The sequence below is a fragment of the Sphingobacterium sp. LRF_L2 genome (genome assembly GCF_965644235.1).
Lineage (GTDB): Bacteria > Bacteroidota > Bacteroidia > Sphingobacteriales > Sphingobacteriaceae > Sphingobacterium.
In genome coordinates this window covers 13,561-33,294 of record NZ_CBFFRI010000012.1, presented here as the reverse complement: position 1 = coordinate 33,294, position 19,734 = coordinate 13,561, and the positions used below count along the sequence as shown (strand labels likewise).

Below are 19,734 nucleotides of genomic sequence, written 5' to 3'. Positions count from 1 at the left end.
TTTAGGAAGTTATCATGGTATTTAATTCAAATCCCTATAACAGACATAGCCTTCCACACTTTCACACAAAATAATATCGTTGTCGTCCGATGAAAGCTTCGTCAAATCATTGTCTACGGGGTCAAAACTAACGTATATCATGTTATCAACCACCATGATTTTGTACGTTTCAATAATATAAAAATACGTGTTCGAATTATAATTAAATGCAAATTTTTTTACTCGTGAAAATATAAGTTTTAAAAAACTATTCCTTTGTTCTGCCAATTCCACTTCTATTTCTATCACCAGTTTACAATCTAACAAGCCAATGTTAATATGGAAAGGATAGCATTTGGTAAATATGCAAGATCATGCAATCGTGCCAATAACTCTTCGTTCTTTCCTAAAAATTCCATAAGTGGAGAATGTAAGTTGATAGTTTATTTGTAGGGATAGATAGGAATGGCGCATATTACCTTTAAAGTTCATACAAAGCCTCTCTATCCTCAAGCGTACGAAATCGGTCCATCGACAGTTGGATAACGTTTTTTTTAAACAGTCCATTTCAGTTTTTCCACTAAGTCATTGAAATATTGCTCCCCCCAAATTTCGAGCACGGCGTCATTTGGTATAAAAGGTACAACATCTTCTCTTATACTGTCAAACGAAACCGTTTTAAATTTCTCCCGAAGGAGCTGGAGAACATCATCCTGAGTCATTTCCTTTTCGTGCCAGTCACCGGTATCTTTTGCCCTAAGCATAAAATGGTGCATATCAAGAGGAATACCTTTCTTAATATACCATTCCAGATCGTACCAATCCCTTCCCTTTACTCTGTTCTTCCACTTACGGAACAAGAGCGCGTGCATCTTGCCAGCGAACAAGCTCGACCTGTCAAAACATTTTACATAGAATGAAAACGGTCGGGTCACAAGTTTCATTTCTGTCGTAAATCCCAGCGGAGGCTGGCGATCCACTTCTATCTTGATCTTTATACCTCTATTGGTCGATTTAATACCGGCTTGTTTTACAATATCTTCGAGGATCAACTCCCTCCACTCGGTTTCGGATTTAAGGAAGGCTGAATCGATATTTGTTTTTTCTTTTTTCTCTTTCTCCCGGATGCTGACTTTCATTCCGATCGATTCAAACTCCATCAAAATTGCTTCGAAATAAGGTTCAAGGGAAAAATCAGGATCTGCTTCCAATAGTGAAAAATCAAGATCCTCAGAGAACCGATCGAGTCCGTAAAATATCCGCAAAGCCGTTTCACCATAAAATGCTGCCTTTTCAAAAAAGTTGGTTCTTGAAAGACCTGCCAGCGCAACTTCCTGCATAATTTCCCTTAATGCAGAAAGTACATCTTCGGTGTTTTTAGGGTCATATTCTGCAATCCATTCTTTAATCATAATTTATTTAGGGTTTTAATCAGCATTTGTAAACTATCTTTTTTTGGCGCATCAACAAGCTACGAATTCAATTCCTTAAGGTTTAGTTTTTGCAGTCCTTCCCGATCTATTCGAAGATCCTCCATCAAAAAATTGCTTGTTTGTGTGATACTCCGCAAAGTAAGCCCTGCCGTACTGATTATTTTATCACATAATGCTTTTTCCGGTGTTGCTACAAGGGCAACCTGTCTAGATGCCAGTTCTACACTTCTTATTCCAAAGCTATAATAAGGTGAAGGCATAAACCGATAAGCGAACCTACCCACAGAAGTTTTAATTTTTTTGGAAAGTTTCATGGTAACCGAGCTGATCTCAAAAACCCGTTCAGGAATTAAGCCCCAGTAGGAGAGCGCGGTTTCAAGTGATATATAACTCGGGCCCCATAGGTAATTTGCAATTAGAAAGGGTTCCGGAGTTGTTAAATCGGTGTTGCTGCCAGGCATATAAAGCCCTCTTTTTAATAGGATCAGGTCACCACTCTTTATAAGTTCACTGATTTTATCATTCGGTCTTTTATAATCTTTAAGGATATCAAGCATGACCTGTCTGGTAAAAGGTGCATTATTAAACTGTTTCGCTAAATATCTAAAATCCATTATTGTAAAATTATTATACTAAAACCGGAATTTTTCCGATTCAAAGCAAATGAAACAACATATAAAATATGCAACAAGAAACACAATTAATCGGTTTATATCCGATTATCACAATATAATAACACAATATATTAATCCACTCACTATCGACCACTATCCTATTACGCTCCTCCTGCGTAATCCTGATAAAAAGGGGTAAATCAAACACTAGATCAATATCTAACACACTATCTTTTTTGATGAAGCGTACCTCTTAACTCATAAAGATTACGTTCTTTAAATAATACACAAGCGTAGGGAGATTTATCAAATTGTTTATCATGATCCGCCAACGGATCAACCAATTGTCACATTTAATTCTAAAAAATCATAGAGACTTCTGGAAAGTTGAAAATCTACTGACTACAAACAGCATTTTGTAGTCGGTAAACCATAAAAAACTACCAATTTAGCTAATAATTATATGCGGTAAATATAAGTTATATTTACCGCAAAAAAAGCGGAGAATAGACAAGCTATTCTCCGTACAACTATCTGTGAGTAAGGCTAACTTTCCGCTATTATACATATCTACCCATGTTTCAGCGAAAAACAAACTGCCTAAGTTATATGCAAATCCACAGAAGGTATTTCCTACATCCTCAAATAATACTCCTGACCCTTCCCCTACCCACCTGGTCCACCTCTGCCCGACTTGATAAAAGGGATCTGTCGCAATACTTGACTCAGAAAATGCCCCCCAATATCCCTTCTTATTCTTCTTAGGCGGATCTTCCTGATCATCTTCTTTATCTTCGTCAGAGCTACCGTTCAGACCATTAACTTTTTTAAACTGAGCAAATATACGCTGCGCATCTTCTCCACTTGCAGCAAATCCACCATCCGCATAATCCGTTACAGCCATCCCATCTGGATCAATAGCATTTCAACGTCCGATCTCCGCATTATAAAAATGAGCCCCATAGTCGTATTGATTCCCAACGTCGTTCTGGATCTCCTTTCCATTATAAAGCACCTTAGCTAATAAGATATATCTGCTACGGCTCGAAAATATCATGTTAGACAGAGATTTGGCGGATTTATATAATGTAACCGCAAGGCGATCACGAGAGCAGGTACGACGTAATATCGAGAAATTTCCGAAACACTTCCTCCCTCCTATTCACTATACTATTTTCCAAACTACAAAACCTTTATTGGCAGGCATTTTTTAGAAAATAGCAATGTGTATTATTAAAGTCCAATCCATTCGTATCAAAAACTTCGATGCGGTAAAGCTAACGCTGTTCGATTTGCCAAAAATCACGTCTTTGGAACTTCCGGAAATTTTTTAAGAGGCGAAAAATCCCCTTTAAAAACGTCTAAATCATAGAAATCATCGTTAACATCTAATATCACCGAAATAAAAACAGGAACTCCGTCCACATCATGAAAATCGCCCTGAGCCAACTCTCTTCCAAAACTTCTATCACTTTTGCCAACAACTCTCAGACTTCCCATACCTCCATCATCCATCTCATTAACCAAATAATTATCTAGATTCTCAATAATGTTTTCTCCTTTATCTGTATCTCTAACCAACCAATGGATTAGGGCCTTTTCTTCTTCTTTAAATCTTCTCTTCATAAACAATTTACTTAGGCAGTTTATCAACAAAGTCCACCGATGAGAGATTGAACTTTGTTGATATAAAAGTCAATTCTTTATAAAACGACCTTCTCCCCCCATTTTGTATACATCATACCCCTTAGACTTAAAGCTTCTTAGGTACAAATCCTTTTCAAGGTGTATTCCAAAACACTTACTCAGACTATCGAAAAAATTAAGACTTTAAAATATCTATTAACAATTGCCTATCTAGATTCTTAATTTCAAAGGGATCATGCGTAATCTCGAAAATATGGTTACTGGTATCAATTGCAATAAAATCACCATCCTCCAATTCTTTTAAATGATAGTAATCTTTACCGTCTAATCTGGTAATGTAGATATCGCCGATATTAATATTCTTGCGTTCTTCCCCAGTCAATAGCTTCAAAATTTTCAGATCCTCTACTTCACCCCAGAACTTTATTTTCCTTTCACTTAAATCTATACGGTGCGCATCAAATTGAAATTTTCCTTTTTTTTTTATCTATGCTATAAGCCAATACCATAGCCGAAGCAAAATACAGTGTTATATCCATCCAAGAGTCAGCTGTTAGATTATAAATCCGAATGCCCTCAATCTTAAAATTAGAAGATTTCCTCTGCTCATTTTTTGCATAAAAATCTACGGAATATTCTAAGCCGTACATGTATGGCAATGTACGTTCATCGATATCAATCTTTTTCACTTCATTTAATTGTCCCACAAAAATGCCGTAATCATTCCCCAATTCCTGTAAAATCTTGGAAAGCCCTTCTTTTTCCCAATCTAGAAAATCTCTAGTGTTCCGCCTAAAAAAACCAAACATATTCACTTAAGTTCTTTGAATAAAATCAATTATAAAAATCTTGGAAAAGTGATTCCGAGGCTATTTAATAAATTAACAAAATTTAAATTAGCTCAAACATTTATGGAATATGATAGACTTTTTTAGTCATATAAAAAATCAAATTCCATATTCTTCACCTGGAAAACTTTAAAAACCATACCGCCAAGTTCCAACAGATTAAGTTTTCCATTTTCTACCTGTTTTGCTAGCTTAGATTCAATATCAGACAATTCCATCGTTAGATGTTGCCATATTTTGTTGGTTCGTATAAATTCATAAATTTCCCAAACAGTGAATTTAATCGGATATTCATTTTCCGGGAGAAAATCAAATTCACAAACCACCCCATCTTTTTCTAATCGACAACCAGCTCCATGAAAAAGATAAGTGAAATAGTCGATAGTCCCCATTTTTACATCGATATCAAAAAAATTTTTCCCCGTACTTTTAAGAAGCTTAATCCTAAAATCATCAATGAAACGTAGATAGTCGCTTAAAATTAATTGTATATTTTCCATTTAACTAATCCCCTATGTATCTCCTCAAATCTACTTTCAAAATTGTGCTCGCTTCTTTAATGTTTAACTCAATTACATTTATAGCTTGGTTATTTTTGATTGCGGCCTTAGTCCTATTATGACCATCTAAAATATAAGTTTCTCCTTGGAGACATATGTATATATAGAACTTCAACTTGACAATGTAGGCTTTTCATACTGCTAATTTATGCTATTCTCGACCAAACAGATTTAAACTTATTTCTTTAAATCTGTCTCGCACTAAACGTAGCAACTCCATTATGAAAAAGAAAAAACAATTCCAGACCATTATTTTGATCTAATCTATGGCATTTTGTAGGAATATCTTTCGGATAGGTTTTACTCCTTTACCCAAAACCTTCGTTTCTTCCATAAAATCTATAAGTTCAATCATTTTCTTTTCGAACTCTTTTGCTCTGCTTTTATTGTCGATATAAACTTCCCATACTGCACCCGAGCCACCCCACATGTCTTTTTCGTTGAGATGTTTTACAAAATCTTCATCTTTATGCTTGCACAACAGCATTGCAATGTGATTAACAATTTTTGCATGAGATCTCAAATCTACTTTGTTTAAAACATCTTCAAGATCATTCAATATAATTAAAAAACGTTGTCTATCAGACTCGTCCAATTCTATTTTTTTTCTTTTTCTAAAGATACACATATCAAAATTTTCTATTAAGTATTACATTTGATGGTCTACGAAGTTGTTTATAATTTTGATATAATTCTAGAGGCAACCCTCCTATCTTTCCATCTAATGGCGCAGCAAACAATCTCCCTATTTTTATATCTTTCAGGGGAATATAACCCTTTAAAAGAAACTCTCCACTATTAACATTTGGTAAACCTGCAAAGTTTCGATAATTAGGTACATATAGGGGGTTTATCAAAGAATAAGACTTGCCATACATTGACGCACCATCTCCATAAACTCTATAAACTGCGATTTCAAATCCACTCACTCCTCGTACCAGATTAGATGCCGCAGATGAATAAATTCCCAATGGCGCATAAGTAAAAGCTCCCTCGATTACTCCTGCGGCAGCAGCGCCATCTGCTGCGCCCCTCTCTTCTGGCGATGCATTAATATAAGCATTTCCGCTATTATACATATCTACCCATGTTTCAGCGAAAAACAAACTGCCTAAGTTATATGTAAATCCACCGAAGGTATTTCCTACATCCTCAAATAATGCTCCTGGCCCTTCCCCTATCCATCTCGTCCAAGTCTGTCCCACTTGATAAAAGGGATCTGCCGCAGCACTTGCTTCAGAAAATGCCCTCCAATATCCCTTCTTCTTCTTCTTCTTAGGCGGATCTTCCTGATCATCCTCTTCATCTTCGTCAGAGCTACCGTTCAGACCATTAACTTTTTTAAACTGAGCAAATATACGCTGCGCATCTTCTCCACTTGCAGCAAATCCACCATCCGTATAATCCGTTACAGCCATCCCATCCGGATCGATAAACCGTATCGGGTTATTCACAGCGTAATTATATGGTGAAAACCGTCGATATTGCTCCGCTAATGGATCTATAACATTCCACCGTCCGATCTCCGCATCATAAAAACGAGCCCCATAGTCGTATTGATTCCCGACATCGTTCTGGATCTCCTTTCCATTATAAAGATACTTATTTCCCCCCGCAGCCACAACCTGTTGCTTACCGAAAGGATAGAAATTATCTTTCTGCAGTACCTCGATCGCACCCGTAGTCGGATTGCGGTAAATGGTAGCCCTGACATTCCCCAAATGATCCGTTAGATTGTAGCGGTAAGTATATGTTCCATTACTGTTCCGATAAGCCACACCTTCCCCCGTGTGGATCAGCTCGATGTTCGAACCCGCATACTCTATCCCTCCGACATAGTCCCTGTTGCCTCCCTGATTGGAATATTTGCGAAGTTTTACCCCTGTGGCATCGTAGAGATAGCCTACACGTACCGTACCATGCCAAACAGAATCAGGAAGGTTCAACTGGTTGTAACGGATATTCATCCCCTTACGGTCCAAGGTGGCATTACCGTTTGCATCGTAGGTATAACTGTTTACTCCCCCTGTTACACTCAGCAGGCGGTTACTCCGGTTGCCCTCCATATACGTATAGGCAAAAGCTGAACCATCACGCGTAAGACCGGTGATATTACCACGATCATCATACTGCATAACCTCCCGCATCCCAGCCCCCACGCTGTAACCATCCGACAACCGGTTCAGTTTATCATACGTATAGGTAAAATATTTTGCCGATTCCCCGTATTGCGTCCAATGCTGCTCGGCAATGTTCCCGTTATATTGGGCCACAGCTCCCTGTGAAGGCTGGTCATATTTCAACGTATAAGAGAAATAAGGAGAGGACACACTATTGCCCCAGCCCCTTTCGTTGTAACCATAGGCCAATGCCGTGTGAAAATTATCTCCTGTTTGGCTCCCGCCTACCGACCTGTTCTTGAGCTGACCGATCTCATTGTACTCGTTCTTGATCAACAGCACCGTATCCTGGGAGCCTATTTTATGCTTGACGGCCAGCAGGCGTCCCACATGATCATATTCGTTCTTCGTAACGATAGCCGTCTGTGCCCCGCTCTGATCGCGATGAATCCTTGTACTTGTAAGCAACTCACCGGCAAAACTATAGGTATTCGTCACCGTTTCCTTACCGCCTATATGGTTCTGGGACACCGACTGGATCAGCCGGCCTTCATCATCGTAATAACTCACCGTCAACAACGGTGCTGTACCGTCATCCCGGTACACCTTTAGCCCCGTCTGTAATGTTTTCGTTTTGGCACTCGCCGAAACCCCTGCAGACGGTAGTCTATACTTTCCTTCAAACGTATAGTTATCGTAATAATTAACGAGCAAAGGCTGCATTGAGCTCGTCGGAAAAGCCTGGTTACTATAAATGGAATCCTGTCTATATTCCACCCGTAGAGTCACAGCATTTACAGCAGACTGCGCCTGCTCCTGCGTGGACAATAGGCTGTTGGTATATATACCTTTGGAAACCTCCCGTCCCAGATCATCATACTTGACGTAACTCCATTTTCCTGCAGTTCGCTGTACGGCATCCTGCGTCATCACCAGTTTATCACTCGCATTATATACCAACCACTCCCAACCTCTCCCAGGCAGCTTCTTCTTTATCAACCTGTTCAGATTATCGTAACGATATGCATACACATTCTCCCGGAAGGTAACATCATGCAGCTCGTTTGTACCATCTTCGGAAATCAAGGTACCCGTGACCCCGGGCGGAACCACATAGATAAGATTTCCTGAACTATCGTATACATAATACGTACTCAACGATTCTGTAGAAGTTTTCCATTGCCTCCGCAAAACAGTCCGGCCCTGAAAATCCTTAAATTCTTCGACACTTCCCGCTCTTTCCTTCAACGGATTATTTTCGTCGTAAACAATCGTCTTGTGTAATTTTCCTTTCGCATAGTTTCCCTGCTGCGTTATTCCGCTGGTACCATACAGCCGCCAATAAGCAACCTCTCCATCACTATTTGTTGCATAGACCGTTTTAATAGATTTTCCTGTCAGTGGATCATTCCTATCATAGGGCTGCCAACTATGCCCCTGGGCCCCCTGCTCTATCGCGCGTCCCAATGGGCTATTCTCAAAAACGGTTTTTACATAAGGATAAGCCGTTTTATTGACATGGCTCTCCCAACCCTGTAAAGGATCATAAAATTTCACCAGACTATCTTTTGCATAAGTTCTAAAGGAACCTGTAGTCCCTGTACGCTCTACATAAGCCGCGTATTTAACAGACTCGCGGCCGGCAACATCATATTCGATGTGCTGAACCAGATCACGGAAAGCAGGACTTCCCATAACTTCAATGCTCTGCACGGGCCGCCCTATCGCATCGACATACTGTACCGTCCGATTTTCTTCAGCAATCGAAAAAACTCCATTAATGCCCGACTCCGTAACGCCCGGTTTTTTAAACGTACGCGACAGGAAATAATTGCGGTTGACAGCCGGAAGGGACGGTATGGTTGGAGAACTCTGTATGTAGATACGTACGCTTCCACCCGTAGCAACATGAAAGCCATCGATAAGGTTTACACTGCGTAAAGCTACGATCTCAGGCTGGCCGCTATAGCTTGCCAGGGTCACTTCGTTATTCTGTCCGAAAGCTGTACCAGAAATTAAGCAGGCAAGAATAGTGACCATTCTACTTCCTGTAAAAGACACCTTCCTTCCCTTTATAAATTGTAACATTCTATGTGTGTTTCCCATAATCTGACAGCTTAAAAATTAGTGACCCATACTTCGTACTGATTCCCGGCAACAAAATTGTGGCCACTCCCGTGGGCGATCAGTGCGGAAGCATTTGTCGTTGTATTTTTTAACGCAAAGTTTGTGAAGAAACCATCCTCATGCTTTGCTGAAGGATCGACCCGAAAACTGAGTTTATAACTGCCCGCAGGCACATAGAGAACATTATATTCTTTGGGATTTGTTGCCATTAGGTTGAACAATAATTTCTTGGATGCCACGACCTGTCCATCCTTAACAAAATCCACATACGCATACTTTGGATAATCGTAGGCAACCATATACGCCCCGTAGAGCCTGACCTCGACGAAAGGCCGCGAGGCTGTCTCTATGCTAAAAAGGGTCGTATCCGTGTAATCTAATCCATAATACATGTTATATAACAGGTGACTGTGTGCCGTTTCGGTTGCATTATCTATTCCCATCGCACTGACACTCCCTCCGGATGATACCGAGTTATAGATATGGCGGTACGGGCTGCCCTGCCAGCATATCGATTCCATAATCGGCCTACTGAATGAAGGCAGCATGCTGCTGTACGCCCAACGGTAGAGATTATAGGTATATCCGTTAAGAACGTTGCCGACATCGTCCCTGACCACGGTCAGCCTCCCGTTATCGTCATAGCTATACCTCCTTCTGGTGAGCCTCGCGTCTATCTCCTCTCTCAGATTCCCCCGTATATCATACACTAAATATTTCACATCAGATGCCTCTGGCCATGTTACAGTACTGTGGTTTGCCAAAAAATAAGCGGATAGCTCATCCGCTCCGAGAGGCGAAATAATCTGACTGCTGCTTCTGAACGGTATGGCGGTATAGGATAGATTAGTCGCAAACATCACCGGTCTGGTTGCATTAAAGCCCCATAACACACTTTTGGGTAAACCGTCCCTTTCCCTATATTGGAGGAGATTACCATAATCATCATATAGATCGTAATGACCGATGACCCTTAAAGCACCCGCCGAATAAGATTCTGACACCTGGGACGGGCCGTAATAAAGACCCGATGTACCGAACGACTGATAGTCTGTTTTCTGACGATAGATTTCAGCACCGCCCTCCCTATCGATTTTTTCCATGGGATGATCCAATATATTCCGTTCCCTCATCGCTACGGGGATCGCACCGCTATAATCGTAGGAATATTTATATTCCGAAGTCCGTTCCAATCCTTCGCTACTGACCGTCTGTACCGATGAGGGATGGAGATAGGGTAATGCACCATAGGTATAATTACGGAGAACCACCGTTGAATCCGTCTCACCGAAATAGGCAATCTCCTGCTCCTGCTCAAGGAGCATCTTGCCCGAATACATATTGTACTCCGTATTGGAAAACACATTTGATGTGTTTGCACCGGAAAGAACGCTGGGGGTCTGTTTATAGAGTACGCTATTTGCATAGGGAGCGCTGCTATCAAGTGCCCGAAAAAGATATTTTTTTCTAACGAGAACGGCACGGATAACACCGCTTTGCTGATATTTCATGTAGCTGTAGTTCTTCCGGCTTACTTTTTTGAAACGTCTATCGGCGCGATCATCCCGCGCATAGGTCGTAACCGACCGCTGTAATCCGATCTCAAAAGGAATCTTGATCGGAGAAAGATCAAAGTCGTACAACCTATACATTTCAAACAGGCCGGAAGAATAGGCCGACATATAATAGGCTGGATCGTAATAATCAAAGACCGTTTTCCCCTTTTGCTGCCCCCCATCCATTTCGTATCGGGTAACACTGGTATAATAGACCGGGGAACCGTTCGGCAGACTGTAGTTATAATAGTTTCCCGGACGGTATCTGTAAATCGTATCCATGGTGATAAACTGTGTGCTCACCACATTACCCGTTCCCACGGTCCTTTTGTAATATATCTGATAAGTCGGATCCGAACGTACCCCCACGAAGTTGTAATAACGCAATTCAGGAGCCCGCGGAGGCCTGATCAGCGCAACACCGGTACCGTCTTCGTTAGAACCATAAACATAATACTCCTGCTTCAATAATTTATAGCCGTCGATATCCCCATAATTGACAGTCCTTATACGTAGCCCACCGGCCTGGACAGCGACAGACTGTGTTGTCGATCCATTGGTCAGCGTTTCCCGGTATTGATGGGGTTCATAATCAAATTCGGTGTAGTGCCCGCCCGGATAGATTATATTTTTAAGCATCCCTTTTAACATTCCCGTACTGCTGGGATGAAATGTATGCCGCTGTGAAGCAGACGGCATACCTATGGAAAAGCTCTTATTGGTTGCCAGTACCGTAGCTGTACTGATGTTATAATACTTACCTACCGTAAGCTCTTGGTAAGGAATAGTCCCCACATTGGACTGACCTGTTGCCACACTGTTAAAAGTATGATCGTTGACAAATCCCCACATATCGCTGCCCTTTAACTGATAGCCGAAAACATCCTTGCTGTAATAATTCAGTGCAAACCTTTGCCGCTGGGCTACATCCGCGCCGTAGACATGTATAGAATCCAGATAAAGACTGCTCATCACGTGCCCGTTACTGTTCAATGTAGGTGCCGAGTGGAAAAGATCTACACTGCGGATTACCGTACCTCCGGATGTCTTCTGCCTTACTGCAGATAACCTGTTCGCCCCCGTAAATTCCACGGTTTCGCTCCTTGTGATAATCTTCTTCAATGAAAGACCATAGATGTAAACAGATCTGAACCCGTTAGCGGATTGCGATCGCTTGTCCTGAAAAACGATCTGTCCTGTTGAACTGTTATAATAGGGCACCTTGTACACCACAAAATCACTTATTCCCCCAAATCGCTGCTCGACAAGGGGTTTCTTCAGATACCCTATCGGATAGCTTTTTGTAGGCAATACCCCCTCCCAGTAGGTCGGGGCGAAAACAGCAGTGTTATTGCCTTCGTACCATGTAATCGCACTCGAATGGGAAGATTCATTTTTATAAACCACTATCTCATCTTCGGCAATCCCCTGGTACTCCAGCCCCTTCTGCTCATATTCAAACACCATACTGTTGTTGCCCTGTGCGGAACTGACCTTGTAGCACTTCCAGGCCGTGATATTAAGATCAGTTCTCTCGAGCAGATGCTCGGCTGCACTTTCGTAAGTTGCATAAAGGGGGCCGACTTCGCTATTGGTTCTCCCAAACTGATAACGCGTACCATCCGTATCCAAGATCGTGAACGCACCGTCGCTGTAGCTTATCTTGATATTATCATAAGGAACAGAAACAAACTCATAAGACGTACCGGCCGAGTTCTTCTTGGCGACAAATGTCCCTGTTTTACCCAGAAGGCTAAAACTGAACTTATCCGGACTACCATCGCCTACTGAATCCATCAGATGTATATTGACATTGGTACCGGATCCGTTCCGATCAAAAAATGTAGTTTCTTCCCCCTTTATCATTGTATTAACCAGATAACCGTGAGCAGTAGCCAAATCATCTTTATCGTTGATCACCCGTGTTATCTGAAGATCAGCAGAGATGCTCCACCCTAGACCAGATCTCGTGGAGCGTTCATCTTTCCTGAAGCCTCCTGCATGATAGCTCAAATTGATGGGCAGAATAAGGTTCCCGCTCGTTAATCGAAGCAACGGAATGGAAATATCGATCAATCCACGGCTCATATCCACAGGATAGTCTGTCTGCTTTATTAGGGCAGCAGCTTCGGGACTGTTTGGGATTTTGACAAAGTCCTGCGCAAAAGTAAAACACACAGTGAAGGTCAACACAAGGAACAGAAAGATACATCTTTTCATGGCAAAATAATGGCTGGTTAATATCGTTTTCCAAAAGCTACTGTAATACACACAGGACCAATAGCAGTCCGTTATAAAATCCCTTTATCGCTTCTTTATCTAAAAGAGATTGGGATCCATACTATTCACGCCAATATACATAATAAATAATCACAAAACAATGATTATTAAATGACATATAAGATTATAAGGAGATCTAGAAAAACAAAAAAACACAATAAAAACAACAGTTAACAAGACAACCGAATAAACAAAAACCATATTAAGAAGAAAAATATTTTATAAAAAAATCTCAAACAAAAGATTAAAAAAAACTTATTTCAACACTTTGCTTTTAACAAATAACAAAACAACTATCTATCAATAATTACAAAATAAATACGTTAAAAATAATCGAATTTTAAACCGCAATTGAATGCAAAATTTTAAAAAAAATCTTACTTACAGATCATAAACAAAAAGCCCAATCTACTCTGCAGATTGGGCCGTCAACTTGAAGTAATATCAATTCTTAAATCACCTTTCCATCTTTATCCCTTTTTACAATCTCATAGATTTCATCAGTACCACAATTCTTTGACAGTTGCGACGCTTTTTTGGTCATGTATTCCGCATTGGTAAGATTCTGTATTGTAAATAGATTTTCACCAACACTATTAAGTCGCCATTTTTGATCGTTGTTAACCACTTTACTCCCCATAGAGGTAATGTGATCCGTAAAGTACTTATTGTTCTTCGTATTCTTTATCGAATAAACACCGCCCAAGTCCTCTTGTTTAAAAAAGAACAGACAACTAGCCGCATCAAATTTACTCACCATTTTTGTCGCATGATCATTTCTATACTCCCCGTTAGCCATATTCTTCAGCGGGCCGTAAAACTCGTCCTGCGCCTCCCGTTTTTCTTTATAGGGCGCTCCATCGTTGCTTACATAGGCCCATTTGTTATTCTTAATTTTATTTGTTGCCAACAGGCTAAACTGCGCCTTCAACGTACTTGCCCAAAGATCTTCACCGTTCACCTCATAAGCGCGGGTCAGTAGATTTTTGTCTGTGAACTTTGGGATAAATTTGGTGAACTTATCCGCATTCTTACTTCGAACGTTACAATTAAAAAAAACGAAATTCCCTTTTTCTGGCACCTGAGGCTCCTCATCGTCAGCAATTCCCTGATCACTGAAACAAATCAGGGAAGTCAAAAGCCCAGGCTGATTTGCATACTCTGTTTTCCATCCGTTCCCACCCGAAAGCACAAAAATAAATTTATCTTTCAACTCGTCGAGGGTAGGCCAGCCATCCGCAACCACTTTCGCGCACAGCGAACTGTCAGCCGGAACAGGGTAAGGCCCTGTAGGTAAGTCGTCCGTTTTGAAGAAGTCATTTGGAATAAAGATGTTACTTCGATCCAACCCATCGCCTAAAAAATACTTTGCAATATAATCATCGAGATGTTTATGAAAATCATGGTATCCACCACCACTTTTAGGTTCAATTTGCACCAAAATAGGAAGATGCCCCTGATTATTCAAATGCCATACACGCACATAGCCCAACCAAACGTCCAAGTGTTTTCCATGCCTAACGCCAGTATCGTGCTGAACCGTAAAGTAGTCGGCAGGAATATCATTTCCGCTGTACTCTTTGCTGTCGCGGACAATATCAAATTCTAGCCCCAGGCAACCACCTTGATATGGATTACTTGGGTCGAACTTCAATTGGTCTTCAATAGATTCGTTCCTTTCATAAGAATTGTGGGAAGCTTTAAAAGAGATATCGGAATACCGAAGCTCGTCTGTTGATTTTTTCATAAAATTGCTTTTTTAAATTATTAAATAAGTAGATGTATAGGTTTATCTCAAAAGATACATTAACATTAATCAAAACAGATTTAAAAAAATAACTAACAGAACAAAACTAGATGACATACCTTAAGAAGACAATACCCAATAATAGGTAGATTAATTAATTCTATAAATAAGCAATAAATAAAAAACAAAAAAAAAACAGGCAGAAAAAATTCTACCTGTTTCTTTGTATCCAGGAACTCGAACATCTCGAAGAAAACAAAAAATGGGAGATCTAGTAGTGTTATGTAAAAAAATAAGGTTATATTTTAAAATCAGTACATAATTCATCAAATGATAGTAGCGATTTATTAGAATTTTTACCAGATACAACGACAAGATAGAATCGTTTTTGTCTATGATATACCAATATCCCCACGTCCACATGACCTACAGACTCCATATATTCATTTTCTTGTAGTTTGAAAACAATTCCATCATAGTCTTTACTCTCATTACGGATATTGAAACCTCTAGAATCTTTTAGCAAGACGAGGGTTGTCGAGTCATTTAGTATCCTTAGTTCTTTCTTGCTGTTGGGCTCAAGAATTATGCTGAAAGGCTCTTTCAACAGATGAGGATAAGATATAGGGAAATTTGCATGTACGTAACCTCCTACTCCCGTATAGGAAATATTTGGTGTTAAACCAATCTTCCTACTTTCTTCAAATTTCAAGGTAGGCAGTAATTTGCTACTCACCTGTTCGTCAAATGCAAAAACGAACAAATAATATTTATTTTTATAGATCAAATCAACAGCCGGCCGACCCGACTTTGGAACAACTACACCAGCACCCCTTATTTCCGCCGACTCTAACTTCAACCCATCTATATAGTCCGTTGGAATATGCTCAGCTCCTCGCAGTCTAGTTGCCAGTTCGCAAGTATTAAAAAAAACTATAATTAAAAGTATGGGCATCAAAACTGATAAAATATTTCTTTTCATATCCAATATATCTATTATTAAGAAATTCAATGTATCAACAGTGACCTAACGTCGGTGAGGCCATGCCTCTAGTCGCGATAACTTTCAAAGCTATTCCGGTATATCCTGGTTTATTTCATTGTACTATAATGGTTAATAGATCTCATACTATCCTCCCCACAATTATAACAACTTATTTATTAGTATTTTAACACAACAATATCACCATATTTTTTTAATCCTCCAAAAGAATTAAATTTGATTTTGCGAGTATTCAATATTATAAATAGCTTCTGCGCCCTCTTTCCTTACAACTGTATCTGCTTCAATAGAACTGCAACTTAAAAATGTAGGCTTTTCACCGCGTAATTGTAAGGAGAAAAACGTCGATATTGCTCAGCCAGCGGATCTATAACATTCCACCGTCCGATCTCCGCATCTTAGAACCTAGCCCTGTCATCGTATTCAATAAATTATCCTATGATACGGTACCAAAGCAAAAACATCAAAATACCAAAGGTGAGTGCCAAAATAGTGATTAGCTTATATAAATTTAACTTTATATTTAGATCATTAAACCTAGATATTAATAAAGTAAAAAGCAATATCACTAAAGAGACACACAAGATTTCTTTAAAACGAACTGGATATGAATATCTATGTAAATAGAGATCATATCCAGTTATTACCATATATATTATAGTAAACGCAATTGAAGTATGATAAAAAAAACTATTCTTCTTAATGATTAAGATCAGGATATTTATAACAAATAATGTTATTAGAAAGAAGACTGATACTATATTATGATATGGAACAGGGTAGCCATAGGAACCTTTTGGCAGTCCGAAATATCCGTCATAGTTTATCAAATCATTACCTTTTTTAACCAAAAGTACTAGCTGGAGAATGAGAACTATGTATGCAATAATTTTGAACAAATTTTTCATAATTAACTAATTTTATCTCCTTTATAGAAACAAACTAAGGTGGAACTGCAACTTAAAAGTGTAGGCTTTTCATGCTGCTAATTTCTGTTATTCTTGACCAAACATATTTAAACTTATTTCTTTAAATCTGTCTCGCACTAAAAGTAGTAACTCCACTTGTCGAAGTACCCGTAAATGGCATTGGATTATCGGTAGTAATTTCAATTAGATCATCTATAATTGTAAGTTTACATTTTCGTTTTTTAACCTTTAATTCTTAAAGCACTTTTCAGTACCCTTCAATAAAATGAGCCGGGCTTTTGATTTAAACCTCTATACAGCTTTTTCTATCGTTCTTTTAATAAAAGAATCTGATTACTTTCCGCTATACTTCCATTATAAAACTTGCAGGCATTATCAGACCTAACAGGTTTAAATTCAATTGCCAACAAATTCTTATCGCTACTCGTAGATAGGCCACAAATAAGATAAGTGTCCAAGTAACTATATGGATTATCAGCGGAAGATGCAGAAGAATATGTAATAGGTAAAGTTCTTTTACTGCCAAAGGTAAGGTCTGATTCTATAACCTGTAAATTATCAATAAGGTAAAGCTTTTCACCAATTACAACAGGATTACAGGTGTTATGTAAAACGTCGTCAAATATCTTGACGACTCCATCTTTAACACTCATTATAACGGCCTGACCTTCATTTGCCCCATCTTCCGAAAACGAAGTATAAAGAGTGAACAAAAGCCAGTCATCGGTAAACAATACTTTTGAGACTCCTTGCAACTGTTTTTTTGAAAAAAGTATCTTATCCAGCTTCTTAATATAAAAATTGTAACGACCTTCAGTCTCTATAAGATTTAGGCTTATATTCTTCTGATTTATCTTTATAAAACCAGTGTCATCAAAGCTTAATAGATTAATGGCACTCTCTCTTGGTAAAAAAGTTGCTGTATCTAATGAATTATCAGACACTTTAATTATCTTTTTTTTCTCACCTTCATTTACTGCAGGCAATACTTTACGGGATTGGGTATTACCCTTACAGGAAGCAAAGGCAATCCATACAAGCAGAAAACAAAAAATATTTGTTCTATATTTCGATTTACGTACTATTAATTCACGACTCATCTTCTTTCTTTTTTTCTCTTGTAATGTTTTTAGATAATCAATAATTCCCCTTACCTCATCCTTTGTTAGTTGAATTGTTTCATACTCCTTACCGTTAATAGTTACTGTCTTTTTCTCCCCCCACTTTAATATAGTAATCTTTATTTACCTGGTAGGCTTCCTGTAAAGAACTGTATCCATAATCTGTGGCAGTTAACTCGTGGAACTGCAACTTAAAAGTGTAGGCTTTTCATGCTGCTAATTTATGTTATTCTCGACCAAACAGATTTAAACTTATTTCTTTAAATCTGTCTCGCACTAAACGTAGCAACTCTATTTTCAGTACACGCTCATTGTCCCGCGTAAACAAGTTAAATATCAATCTTATATATTTTTTTCATGTACTTAGCTATTTTATAACACTTAGACCTTTCTTTTAATAATTCGCTTTACCCCCGTAAGAATAATAGCACTTAATAATAAACAGATTACAATATCAACAATAAGATACAATAAATTAAACCATTTTAAACTCTCACAATCTTCACATTTCCCTCCTGTGTCTTGCAAAAAAACAAGAGGAAATCCAATCCGAGTAAGACCATCACTTACTCCATTAAACTCTCCTAAAAAGATATTGAGCCATAAAAACAAACCAAAAAAAAGAACGATTATCCATTTTATATGGTTTCTACAGAAAATCTTAGACATAATTTCAATCTTTATTTATGAAGCCACTATTTACCATCTATAATATTTTGCATATATTTCGAATTAACAAGAACGGTTTTCCCTCCGATTTTATCGACCTTACCATACACTCCTTCGACTTTTTTTCCGCTACTTTTTTCTTCCCGACATATACCATGCAAAGATGTACATTATCCAAAACAAACACGCCCAACCATTAGTTGTCTAACCCTATATTAAAGAACTCATTGAACTGGATACAATCCAGTTTAAAATTACCTTTATCAATGACTATTATTGCTCCAGTCATCATTGCACTTCCTAGCATTCCTTCTGATTCTTTTTCAGCTTTTCTTATTGCTGACAAATCCCATTCTTCAATCATTTTATAAAGTCTTTGGACAAAAAAGTTTTTACCATATTCGAGGTTATTTTGATAAACTTTGAATTCAACAATACCTTTCTCTGTCCATATAGCATTATAATATTCGCCAGTTTCCACAGCATAAGACTCAAGGTAATAGACTGTATCATTACTATAGTTGATAAAATCAATCCGGTCAAGCAACTTTTTTCTACTTTCAAATGATAGTTTTGGATGAACACCACATTCTTTTTTTCCATTCTGAACTTTATAAATTCGCTTAGAAAATGTAGTAAAGTCTGTGACTGAACCACACCCAATTAAAAAAAGACTAACGAAAAATAAAACTACGTTCTTCATGCTAATTAATATGTAAATGGCATTTGATTTCTTCTGCTTATTGGTCTATAATTTGGATTAGTCACTCCATTAGAATTATAGTAGCAGCTTTGCCTTGTGCCATTAAAAACAATCCTAGTTCCGGTACCATTACCATTCGCATCAACAGTATAGTGTGTCCTTAAAGGCAAACCATTCTCAGCTCGGATTTGATTTTCGGTATGGTTTGCAGATACTTCTGCATATGGTATTGATTTTTGATTTCCATGTTGGTCTGTTACAGTTTGCCAAGTAGTCATATCTAAATTTCTAATAAAACGGTCTCTGGTATGCGCCAGTTCATGTCCTAATCCTACCTAATTTCGCCCCTGAAAAGGAGATCCGCCAATAGGATTATATCTGACAACACATGGTATATC

Annotated in this window: 18 protein-coding genes; 1 reads left to right on the top strand and 17 read right to left on the bottom strand. The window is 38.7% G+C overall.

Features of this window, described 5'->3' with window-relative positions:
* Positions 1-533 precede the first annotated feature (533 nt).
* From ACSZOX_RS20710 to ACSZOX_RS20695, 4 genes are all read right to left on the bottom strand, one after another.
* Entirely contained in the window at positions 534-1,391 is an 858-nt protein-coding gene (locus ACSZOX_RS20710) for a nucleotidyl transferase AbiEii/AbiGii toxin family protein (RefSeq protein ID WP_437922115.1), read from the bottom strand.
* 59 nt (positions 1,392-1,450) lie between these two features.
* Complete coding sequence (locus tag ACSZOX_RS20705) at positions 1,451-2,026, bottom strand: type IV toxin-antitoxin system AbiEi family antitoxin domain-containing protein (RefSeq protein WP_437922114.1); 576 nt, start codon at positions 2,024-2,026, stop codon at positions 1,451-1,453.
* Between the two features lie 448 nt (positions 2,027-2,474).
* On the bottom strand, positions 2,475-2,930 hold the full coding sequence (locus ACSZOX_RS20700; RefSeq protein WP_437922113.1) for a hypothetical protein: 456 nt from the start codon (positions 2,928-2,930) through the stop codon (positions 2,475-2,477).
* A 21-nt stretch (positions 2,931-2,951) separates the two neighbouring features.
* Positions 2,952-3,083: a hypothetical protein gene (locus ACSZOX_RS20695; protein ID WP_437922112.1), complete on the bottom strand. Its 132-nt coding sequence runs from the start codon at positions 3,081-3,083 to the stop codon at positions 2,952-2,954.
* Between ACSZOX_RS20695 and ACSZOX_RS20690 the strand changes: the two genes are divergently transcribed.
* On the top strand, positions 3,082-3,240 hold the full coding sequence (locus tag ACSZOX_RS20690; RefSeq protein WP_437922111.1) for an ORF6N domain-containing protein: 159 nt from the start codon (positions 3,082-3,084) through the stop codon (positions 3,238-3,240). The genes ACSZOX_RS20695 and ACSZOX_RS20690 overlap by 2 nt on opposite strands.
* Positions 3,241-3,328: 88 nt before the next feature.
* On the opposite strand, the gene ACSZOX_RS20685 is transcribed toward ACSZOX_RS20690, so the two are convergent.
* The 13 genes from ACSZOX_RS20685 to ACSZOX_RS20625 all read right to left on the bottom strand — a co-directional run bounded on the left by ACSZOX_RS20685 (position 3,329) and on the right by ACSZOX_RS20625 (position 19,653).
* Positions 3,329-3,652 carry a DUF6984 family protein gene (locus tag ACSZOX_RS20685; protein ID WP_437922110.1) on the bottom strand — a complete coding sequence of 108 codons (324 nt, stop codon included), beginning with the start codon at positions 3,650-3,652 and terminating at the stop codon, positions 3,329-3,331.
* A 196-nt stretch (positions 3,653-3,848) separates the two neighbouring features.
* A complete protein-coding gene (locus ACSZOX_RS20680; protein WP_437922109.1) occupies positions 3,849-4,064 on the bottom strand; it encodes a hypothetical protein in 216 nt (71 codons plus the stop codon).
* Between the two features lie 67 nt (positions 4,065-4,131).
* A complete protein-coding gene (locus ACSZOX_RS20675; RefSeq protein ID WP_437922108.1) occupies positions 4,132-4,482 on the bottom strand; it encodes a hypothetical protein in 351 nt (116 codons plus the stop codon).
* A 122-nt stretch (positions 4,483-4,604) separates the two neighbouring features.
* Complete coding sequence (locus ACSZOX_RS20670) at positions 4,605-5,021, bottom strand: DUF6896 domain-containing protein (protein ID WP_437922107.1); 417 nt, start codon at positions 5,019-5,021, stop codon at positions 4,605-4,607.
* A gap of 319 nt (positions 5,022-5,340) precedes the next feature.
* Positions 5,341-5,709, bottom strand: a complete 369-nt coding sequence (locus ACSZOX_RS20665) for a hypothetical protein (RefSeq protein WP_437922106.1) — start codon at positions 5,707-5,709, stop codon at positions 5,341-5,343.
* 1 nt (position 5,710) lies between these two features.
* On the bottom strand, positions 5,711-9,289 hold the full coding sequence (locus tag ACSZOX_RS20660; protein WP_437922105.1) for a DUF6443 domain-containing protein: 3,579 nt from the start codon (positions 9,287-9,289) through the stop codon (positions 5,711-5,713).
* A gap of 29 nt (positions 9,290-9,318) precedes the next feature.
* Positions 9,319-13,104: an RHS repeat domain-containing protein gene (locus tag ACSZOX_RS20655; protein ID WP_437922104.1), complete on the bottom strand. Its 3,786-nt coding sequence runs from the start codon at positions 13,102-13,104 to the stop codon at positions 9,319-9,321.
* A gap of 511 nt (positions 13,105-13,615) precedes the next feature.
* A complete protein-coding gene (locus ACSZOX_RS20650; protein WP_437922103.1) occupies positions 13,616-14,911 on the bottom strand; it encodes a Ca2+-dependent phosphoinositide-specific phospholipase C in 1,296 nt (431 codons plus the stop codon).
* A gap of 298 nt (positions 14,912-15,209) precedes the next feature.
* Complete coding sequence (locus ACSZOX_RS20645; RefSeq protein ID WP_437922102.1) at positions 15,210-15,893, bottom strand: hypothetical protein; 684 nt, start codon at positions 15,891-15,893, stop codon at positions 15,210-15,212.
* A 1,255-nt stretch (positions 15,894-17,148) separates the two neighbouring features.
* Positions 17,149-17,943, bottom strand: coding sequence for a hypothetical protein (locus tag ACSZOX_RS20640; protein ID WP_437922101.1), 795 nt, complete (start codon positions 17,941-17,943; stop codon positions 17,149-17,151).
* 402 nt (positions 17,944-18,345) lie between these two features.
* Positions 18,346-18,633 carry a hypothetical protein gene (locus ACSZOX_RS20635; RefSeq protein WP_437922100.1) on the bottom strand — a complete coding sequence of 96 codons (288 nt, stop codon included), beginning with the start codon at positions 18,631-18,633 and terminating at the stop codon, positions 18,346-18,348.
* Between the two features lie 196 nt (positions 18,634-18,829).
* The gene (locus ACSZOX_RS20630; RefSeq protein WP_437922099.1) at positions 18,830-19,336 is read right to left on the bottom strand and encodes a hypothetical protein; all 507 of its coding nucleotides are present in this window, start codon (positions 19,334-19,336) and stop codon (positions 18,830-18,832) included.
* Positions 19,337-19,341: 5 nt separating this feature from the next.
* The gene (locus ACSZOX_RS20625) at positions 19,342-19,653 is read right to left on the bottom strand and encodes a hypothetical protein (RefSeq protein WP_437922221.1); all 312 of its coding nucleotides are present in this window, start codon (positions 19,651-19,653) and stop codon (positions 19,342-19,344) included.
* Positions 19,654-19,734 lie beyond the last annotated feature (81 nt).

What these genes read in the sequence shown, in the direction of transcription:
- ACSZOX_RS20710 (WP_437922115.1), bottom strand. Translation starts at nt 1,391, where the DNA reads ATGATTAAAGAATGGATTGCAGAATATGACCCTAAAAACACCGAAGAT.
- ACSZOX_RS20705 (WP_437922114.1), bottom strand. Translation starts at nt 2,026, where the DNA reads ATGGATTTTAGATATTTAGCGAAACAGTTTAATAATGCACCTTTTACC.
- ACSZOX_RS20700 (WP_437922113.1), bottom strand. Translation starts at nt 2,930, where the DNA reads ATGGCTGTAACGGATTATGCGGATGGTGGATTTGCTGCAAGTGGAGAA.
- ACSZOX_RS20690 (WP_437922111.1), top strand. Translation starts at nt 3,082, where the DNA reads ATGTTAGACAGAGATTTGGCGGATTTATATAATGTAACCGCAAGGCGA.
- ACSZOX_RS20695 (WP_437922112.1), bottom strand. Translation starts at nt 3,083, where the DNA reads ATGATATTTTCGAGCCGTAGCAGATATATCTTATTAGCTAAGGTGCTT.
- ACSZOX_RS20685 (WP_437922110.1), bottom strand. Translation starts at nt 3,652, where the DNA reads ATGAAGAGAAGATTTAAAGAAGAAGAAAAGGCCCTAATCCATTGGTTG.
- ACSZOX_RS20675 (WP_437922108.1), bottom strand. Translation starts at nt 4,482, where the DNA reads ATGTTTGGTTTTTTTAGGCGGAACACTAGAGATTTTCTAGATTGGGAA.
- ACSZOX_RS20670 (WP_437922107.1), bottom strand. Translation starts at nt 5,021, where the DNA reads ATGGAAAATATACAATTAATTTTAAGCGACTATCTACGTTTCATTGAT.
- ACSZOX_RS20665 (WP_437922106.1), bottom strand. Translation starts at nt 5,709, where the DNA reads ATGTGTATCTTTAGAAAAAGAAAAAAAATAGAATTGGACGAGTCTGAT.
- ACSZOX_RS20660 (WP_437922105.1), bottom strand. Translation starts at nt 9,289, where the DNA reads ATGTTACAATTTATAAAGGGAAGGAAGGTGTCTTTTACAGGAAGTAGA.
- ACSZOX_RS20655 (WP_437922104.1), bottom strand. Translation starts at nt 13,104, where the DNA reads ATGAAAAGATGTATCTTTCTGTTCCTTGTGTTGACCTTCACTGTGTGT.
- ACSZOX_RS20650 (WP_437922103.1), bottom strand. Translation starts at nt 14,911, where the DNA reads ATGAAAAAATCAACAGACGAGCTTCGGTATTCCGATATCTCTTTTAAA.
- ACSZOX_RS20645 (WP_437922102.1), bottom strand. Translation starts at nt 15,893, where the DNA reads ATGAAAAGAAATATTTTATCAGTTTTGATGCCCATACTTTTAATTATA.
- ACSZOX_RS20640 (WP_437922101.1), bottom strand. Translation starts at nt 17,943, where the DNA reads ATGAGTCGTGAATTAATAGTACGTAAATCGAAATATAGAACAAATATT.
- ACSZOX_RS20635 (WP_437922100.1), bottom strand. Translation starts at nt 18,633, where the DNA reads ATGTCTAAGATTTTCTGTAGAAACCATATAAAATGGATAATCGTTCTT.
- ACSZOX_RS20630 (WP_437922099.1), bottom strand. Translation starts at nt 19,336, where the DNA reads ATGAAGAACGTAGTTTTATTTTTCGTTAGTCTTTTTTTAATTGGGTGT.